The sequence below is a fragment of the Tardiphaga sp. genome (genome assembly GCF_028290785.1).
Lineage (GTDB): Bacteria > Pseudomonadota > Alphaproteobacteria > Rhizobiales > Xanthobacteraceae > Tardiphaga.
Genome location: NZ_JAQGJD010000197.1, coordinates 1 through 6,810, shown reverse-complemented (window position 1 = coordinate 6,810; position 6,810 = coordinate 1). Strand labels below are relative to the sequence as shown.

Annotated in this window: 6 protein-coding genes and 2 pseudogenes; 6 read left to right on the top strand and 2 right to left on the bottom strand. The window is 63.0% G+C overall.

The genetic code is table 11. The features are described 5' to 3' along the window. Together JWR89_RS11485 and gltA are read left to right on the top strand one after the other, a co-directional pair. Positions 1-459 (top strand): annotated as a pseudogene (locus JWR89_RS11485) (glutamate--tRNA ligase); the annotation flags it as partial. A 153-nt stretch (positions 460-612) separates the two neighbouring features. After that, a complete protein-coding gene (gltA, locus tag JWR89_RS11480; protein WP_299715875.1) occupies positions 613-1,914 on the top strand; it encodes a citrate synthase in 1,302 nt (433 codons plus the stop codon). Positions 1,915-1,987: 73 nt separating this feature from the next. On the opposite strand, the gene JWR89_RS11475 is transcribed toward gltA, so the two are convergent. Then, entirely contained in the window at positions 1,988-2,464 is a 477-nt protein-coding gene (locus JWR89_RS11475; protein WP_299715872.1) for an Lrp/AsnC family transcriptional regulator, read from the bottom strand. Positions 2,465-2,655: 191 nt separating this feature from the next. Here JWR89_RS11475 and JWR89_RS11470 point away from each other — a divergent pair, with 191 nt between their 5' ends. The 4 genes from JWR89_RS11470 (at position 2,656) to JWR89_RS11455 (ending at position 6,202) form a co-directional block, all read left to right on the top strand. Continuing rightward, on the top strand, positions 2,656-3,378 hold the full coding sequence (locus tag JWR89_RS11470; RefSeq protein ID WP_299715869.1) for an aspartate/glutamate racemase family protein: 723 nt from the start codon (positions 2,656-2,658) through the stop codon (positions 3,376-3,378). 101 nt (positions 3,379-3,479) lie between these two features. Beyond that, positions 3,480-4,421 carry a 4-hydroxy-tetrahydrodipicolinate synthase gene (locus JWR89_RS11465; RefSeq protein ID WP_299715866.1) on the top strand — a complete coding sequence of 314 codons (942 nt, stop codon included), beginning with the start codon at positions 3,480-3,482 and terminating at the stop codon, positions 4,419-4,421. A gap of 3 nt (positions 4,422-4,424) precedes the next feature. After that, complete coding sequence (locus JWR89_RS11460; protein ID WP_299715863.1) at positions 4,425-5,204, top strand: SDR family oxidoreductase; 780 nt, start codon at positions 4,425-4,427, stop codon at positions 5,202-5,204. Between the two features lie 23 nt (positions 5,205-5,227). Continuing rightward, positions 5,228-6,202, top strand: a complete 975-nt coding sequence (locus JWR89_RS11455; protein ID WP_299715860.1) for a tripartite tricarboxylate transporter substrate binding protein — start codon at positions 5,228-5,230, stop codon at positions 6,200-6,202. Positions 6,203-6,228: 26 nt separating this feature from the next. Here JWR89_RS11455 and JWR89_RS11450 read toward each other — a convergent pair. After that, positions 6,229-6,810 (bottom strand): annotated as a pseudogene (locus JWR89_RS11450) (lipid-A-disaccharide synthase); the annotation flags it as partial.

The following is a 6,810-nucleotide window of genomic DNA, read 5'->3' as shown; positions in this document are numbered from 1 at the left end:
GTGACGATGTTCGAGGACGTGCTGGATTACGTTCCCAACGGCGGCGACGTGAAGGCCAAGCTCACCGACGCCAGCCGGGCCCAGTTGCTGCAGGCGATGCCGCAGCTGAAGGAGCGCGCCAAGACTTTGATCGAGCTGATCGACAGCTCCTATTTCATCTTCGCCGACCGGCCGCTGACCATGGAGCCGAAAGCTGTCGCGCTGCTGACGCCGGAGACCCGTATCCTGATTGGGCAATTGCGTAGCGCGCTGGAAGCCGTCACCGACTGGAGCGCCGCAACCACGGAAGCCGCCACGCGGGCGTTTGCCGAGGCGGCCGGGATCAAGCTCGGTGCGGTCGCCCAGCCGCTGCGGGTGGCGTTGACCGGCAAGACCACCTCGCCGGGAATCTTCGACGTTCTGGCGGTATTGGGCCGGGACGAATGCCTGGCCCGGCTCGCCGACCAGGCCTCGGTTTAGCATAGCTGCAGGCGGGTTTTGCCCGTCTTGCAGCGCACACAGCAATGCGATACCCATTCTGGCGAATGCTCTAGAATTTCCGGCCTGCCCCGCCAAGTCGCTGATTTGGCGCCCGGCCTGCCGCCTCTCAACGATCTCATCGGGGACCACGCGATGGACGCAAAAACCAATACCAAATCCGCAACGCTGACAGTCGATGGCAAGAGCTTCGACCTCCCGATCATGAGCGGGACCATCGGTCCCGATGTCATCGATATCGGCAAGCTCTACGCCCAGTCCGGCATGTTCACCTATGATCCGGGCTTCACTTCGACCGGCAGCTGCCAGTCGAAGATCACCTATATCGACGGCGACGCCGGTATCCTCGAATACCGCGGCTACCCGATCGAGCAGCTCGCCGACCACGGTGACTTTCTCGAGACCTGCTATCTGCTGCTGTACGGCGAACTGCCGACCAAGGCGCAGAAGGCCCAGTTCGACACCACGGTCACCAACCACACCATGGTTCACGACCAGATGTCGCGCTTCTTCCAGGGCTTCCGTCGCGACGCCCATCCGATGGCCGTGATGGTCGCGTCGGTCGGTGCGCTGGCAGCGTTCTACCACGACTCCACTGACATCACCGACCCCAAGCAGCGCATGATCGCGTCGATCCGCATGATCGCCAAGATCCCGACGCTGGCGGCGATGGCCTACAAGTACACGATCGGCCAGCCGTTCGTGTATCCGACCAACTCGCTCGATTTCGCGTCGAACTTCCTCAAGATGTGCTTCGCGGTGCCTTGTGAGGAGTTCAAGGTCAATCCGGTGCTGGCCAAGGCGCTGGACAAGATCTTCACCCTGCACGCCGACCACGAGCAGAACGCCTCGACCTCGACGGTGCGTATCGCCGGCTCGTCCGGCGCCAACCCGTTCGCCTGCATCGCCGCCGGCATCGCCTGCCTGTGGGGCCCCGCCCATGGCGGCGCCAACGAAGCCGCGCTTGCGATGCTTGCCGAGATCGGCACCGTCGACAAGATTCCAGACTTCATCGCCAAGGTGAAGGACAAGAATTCCAGCGTCCGCCTGATGGGCTTCGGTCACCGCGTCTACAAGAACTACGATCCGCGCGCCAAGATCATGCAGCAGACCTGCCATGAAGTGCTCAAGGAAACCGGCCATGGCGGCGACGAGATGCTCGCCGTGGCGATGGAGCTGGAGAAGATCGCGCTGTCCGACCAGTACTTCATCGATCGCAAGCTGTACCCGAACGTCGATTTCTATTCGGGCATCACGCTGAAGGCGATGGGCTTCCCGACCTCGATGTTCACCGTGCTGTTCGCGGTCGCCCGCACCGTCGGCTGGATCAGCCAGTGGAGCGAGATGATCGAGGATCCGCAGCAGAAGATCGGTCGTCCGCGCCAGCTCTACACCGGCGCCCCGCGCCGCGACTACGTGGATATTTCGAAGCGCTGATATCGGCCACCGGCCAGACAAAAAAACGGCGGACCTCACGGTCCGCCGTTTTCATTTGCGGCGGGGTGTGGCGTCAGCCGGGCGACTTCAGCTCCATGTAGCTGGTCGGAATCGCAGTGGTGAACTTCATCTCTTCCATGGCGATCGAGGAATTGATGTCGGAGAATTCCAGCCGCTTGATCATGCGCTGGTAGACCGCGTCATAGGTCTCCACGTCGGGCACCACGATGCGCAGCAGATAATCGGTCTCGCCGGTCAGCCGCCAGGCTTCCACGATCTCCGGAATATCGGCGATCACTCGCCGGAACGCCTGAAGCCAGTCGGCCTCGTGGCGCGGCGCTTTTACCGACACGAACACCGTCATCGGCACGTTGACCTTGCGGCGGTTCAAAAGCGCCACGCGCCGGGTGATGACACCGTCCTCGTCGAGCCGCTTGATCCGGCGCCAGCACGGCGCGGTGCTCAGGCCGACCTTTTCAGCGATGGTCGCCACCGCCACCGAGGCGTCGTTCTGCAGGATATCGAGAATGCGACGATCGATGGCATCCACGCGCTGATTCCTTCAAAAATTCGAACCTTTAATGCTTAGGTTCATCAAACTGAGCAAATTTATTGCCTCAACCTATTAGAATGCGCAATAGGTTCGCCAAAACACCGACAATCCGCCGATCTTCGATGGCATTGTTGCGCGGCCGGTTTGCTATCTTCGGACAACATCAGAAGCGGACGAGGGCTACCGGAATGCGAACGATCGGACTATTGGGCGGGATGAGTTGGGAAAGCACCGCGGTGTATTACCGACGGATCAACGAGACCGTCCGCAACAGCCTGGGCGGCCTGCATTCGGCCGAAGTGATCCTGCACTCGGTCAACTTCGAAGCCATCGTAGCGCTTCAGAAAGCCGGCGACTGGGATCAGGCCGGCGCCGTGCTGGCGCAGATCGCGCGCAACCTCGAAGCCGCCGGCGCCGATTGCGTGCTGATCTGCACCAACACCATGCACAAGCTGGCTGACACCGTTCAGGACGCAATTTCGATCCCGCTGCTGCACATCACCGACGTAACCGGTGAAGCGGTCAAGGCCGCTGGCTGCCGCCGGCCGCTGCTGCTCGCCACCCGCTACACCATGGAGCAGGACTTCTACCTCTCGAAGCTGCGCGGGACCCATGGCCTGGATCCGATGGTGCCGAACGAAGAGGACAGGACTGCCGTTCATGACATCATTTTCAGTGAACTATGCTGCGGCGTCGTCCGCGAAACCTCGCGGCAGCGCTACCTCGACGTCATCGCCACGGCCAAGGCCGCCGGCGCCGACAGCGTCATCCTGGGCTGCACGGAGATCGGCCTGCTGATCGGCGCCAAGGATTTCGATCTGCCGGCGTTCGACTCGACACTGATCCATGCCGACGCGGCGGTAGCCTTCGCGCTTGAGTTGCACGACGCCCCTCGGCTTAACGCGGCATAATGCCGGCGATCCATGCGCAGATGGCACGCCGCTATGAGGTGGCCATGAGCGCCGGTCGTGATAAGTTCCTGACAAATTCGTAGCAAGACTGGAGATGTGAGATGTCGATGAAAAAACTGACCGGATCGTTCGTGGCGCTGATCACTCCGTTTAACAAGGACGGTTCGGTCGATTATGCGGCGTTTCGCACCCTGCTCAAGTTTCATCAGGACAATGGTACTTCCGCGATCCTGATCATGGGCTCGACCGGCGAGTCCTCGATGCTGTCGCAGGACGAGAAGAAGCAGATCATCGTCGAATGCGCGAAGATGAAGACGCCGGAGATGCCGATCTTCTTCGGCTGCACCGGCAACAACACCGACACCACCATCGCCAACGTCCGTTTCGCCAAGGACAACGGCGCCGACGGCGCGATCCTCGCCGCCCCCGCTTACATCTGCGCCCCGGAAGCCGACATCGAGGGCTACTTCCTTGACGTGGCCGATGCAACCGACCTGCCGCTCGGCATCTACAACAACCCGCCGCGCGTGAAGAGCGACCTGCACTGGGATAACCTGATCCGCATCTTCAAGCACCCGAACTACGTGGTGCACAAGGAATCCACCGCCCGCGTCGGCCAGGTGGCGCAGGTGCTGGCCGCCGATTGCGGCGTCTCGGTGATGTGCTGCGACAGCCCGAACCTCGGCCTTGTCGTCCCCACCATGAGCCTCGGCGGCCACGGCACCGCCAACATGACCGGCAACCTCGCGCCCGCGGAGATGGCCACCATCTCGACGCCGTGGACCAGCTACAAGGAGGCCGAAGGCTTCAAGAACGCCTATCTCGGCCTGCTGCCGCTGCTGCACTACACCTATTCGGCGGTCAATCCGGTGGCGGTGAAGTCGCTGATGAAGGCGATCGGCATGCCGGCGGGCGACCTGCGCAAGCCACTGACCATGCTGGAAGGCGAAGCGCTGGCTAAGGGCATCCGCATCATCCAGGAGCTCGAGCTCGACAAGAAGTACGGCTACAAGATCAAGTCGCTCTCGGCCGTGGCGGCCTGAACCATGGATCTTGGAATTCGCGGCCGCAAGGCTCTGTTGAGCGGTGCGAGCCGCGGCCTCGGCAAGGCCTGCGCCATGGCGCTGGCCCAGGAGGGCGTCGATGTCACCATCTTCGCCCGTACGCCTGAAACCCTCGAAGCCACCTGCGCCGAAATCCGCGACGCTACCGGCGTGACTGTGACGGCGGTGGTCGGCGACATCACCACGGCCAAAGGCCGCGACGATGCGCTGGCTGCCTGCCCCGCGCCCGACATCCTGCTCAACAATGCCGACGGACCTATGCCCGGCGACTTCCGCAACTGGGCGCACGACGACTGGATGGCGGCGCTCGACGCCATGATGCTGAGCCCAATCGAAATGATGCGGCGGACCGTCGATGGGATGATGGCGCGCGGCTTCGGCCGGGTGATCAACATCGTGTCGCGCAGCGTCAAGATTCCGCAGCTCGAAATGGGGCTGTCCAACGGCGCCCGATCTGGCCTTGTCGGCTTCGTCGGCGGCCTTGCCCGCCAGACCGTGGCGCATAACGTCACCATCAACAATCTGCTGCCCGGCATCTTCGACAGCGATGCCCAGCGCCGTCACATCAACGGCATGCTGGAGCCAGGCGGCAAGACGTTCGATCAGCACTGGCAGGAGCGCGCCGCGGGCAATCCGGCCAAACGCTACGGCCGGCCGCAGGAGCTCGGCGCCTATTGCGCCTTTCTCTGCTCGGAGCACGCAAGTTTCGTGACAGGCCAGAACATACTGGTCGACGGGGGAAGCTACCCAGGAACCTTTTAATGCAACATTTGAGAGGATTTTCTGTGAAACATTATTTGTCCCTCGCCGCGGTCGGCGCTGCCCTGCTCGGCTTGAGTGCGGCGCCTGCAGTGGCGCAGACCTACCCCAGCAAAAACGTCACCATCATCGTGCCCTACCCGGCCGGCGGCTCGGTCGATGGCGTTGCGCGCATCCTGGCCCAGCGGCTCGGCGACACGATGGGGCACAGCTTCATCGTCGAGAACCGCGCCGGCGGGTTCGGCGGCATCGTCGGCGCCAACTCCGTCGCCAAGGCGGCGCCGGATGGCTACACGCTGTTGCTCACCGCATCGATCCATGTGGTGACGCCGTTCCTGCAGAAGGCCGTCCCCTACGACGTGGTACAGGATTTCACGCCGATCTCGCTGGTGGCCTCGGGACCGCTGCTGGTCAGTACCACGCCCAAGGTGCCGGCCAACACGCTGAAGGAATTTTTCGATCTGGTGCGCAAGAATCCGGACAAGTACACCTTCGCGACGTCGAGCTTCGGCTCCGCCGGTCATCTGGCGATTGAACTGCTCAAGCGTGACGCCGGCGTCAACACGCTCGTCATCCCCTACAAGGGCGCCAACCCCGCCCTCACCGACCTGATGGGTGGTGACATTCAGCTGATGGCCGACCCGATGCTGTCGTCGCTGCCGCTCGCGAAGGCCGGCAACATCAAGGCGCTGGCGGTCACCAGCCTGAAGCGCGTCGCCATCGCGCCGGAGATTCCGACGGTGGCCGAATCCGGCATGACCGGCTTCGAGTTCTCGTCCTGGTATGGGTTGTGGGGCCCGAAGAACCTGCCGCCGGAAATCGTCAGCAAGGTCCAGGCCGAGGTCACCAAGATGGCCCAGCAGCCAGAGATCAAGGCGCGCTTTGAAACGCTGGGCTTCGAAGCCATCGGCTCGACCCCGGATGTGTTTGCCAAGTACATCGCCGTCGAAATGGCGCGGTACGACAAGATCATCAAGGACGCCAACATCAAGGCCGAATAGCAGTACGCCGGAGATCGTTCCAGCGATCAAGCTCCGGACTGCGTCCGCAGCATCGCGATCACGATCTCCGCGGCGCCGATGCTCGGCGACGACTTGCCGGTGTCCATGATGGTATCGAGCTTCGCAAAGGCCTCGACCTGACGCCGCCGCATTGGCGTGTCGGAGAGTACGTCGCGCAGGGCCGGTACTAGTTTTTCTGGAGTACAGTCGTGCTGGATGTATTCCGGCACGACATTCTCGCCGATCACCAGATTGGCCAATATCACCGAAGCCGAGCGGATCAGCCGCTTGGCGATCCAGGCCTCGACGCCGCCGCCCTTGTAGGCCGCCACCATCGGCACGCCCGCAATCGCCAGCTCCAGCGTCGAGGTGCCCGACTTGGCGAAGGCCGCGTACGCGATGCGAAAGGCGGCGCGCTTGTCGTGCTCGCCGACCACGACGCGCGGCTGCACCGGCCAGTCCTTCAGCGCGATGGCGATGGCCTGCTCGAGATGCGGCATGGTCGGCAGGACCAGTTCGAACGCCACGCCCTGCTTGCGCAGCAGCGCGACCGTCGCGCCGAAAATCGCCATGTGATGGCGGATCTCGCTGCGCCGGCTGCCGGGCAG

Coding starts and splice junctions, on each gene's coding strand:
- JWR89_RS11460 (WP_299715863.1), top strand. CDS start 4,425: ATGGATCTTGGAATTCGCGGCCGCAAGGCTCTGTTGAGCGGTGCGAGC.
- JWR89_RS11465 (WP_299715866.1), top strand. CDS start 3,480: ATGTCGATGAAAAAACTGACCGGATCGTTCGTGGCGCTGATCACTCCG.
- JWR89_RS11470 (WP_299715869.1), top strand. CDS start 2,656: ATGCGAACGATCGGACTATTGGGCGGGATGAGTTGGGAAAGCACCGCG.
- gltA (WP_299715875.1), top strand. CDS start 613: ATGGACGCAAAAACCAATACCAAATCCGCAACGCTGACAGTCGATGGC.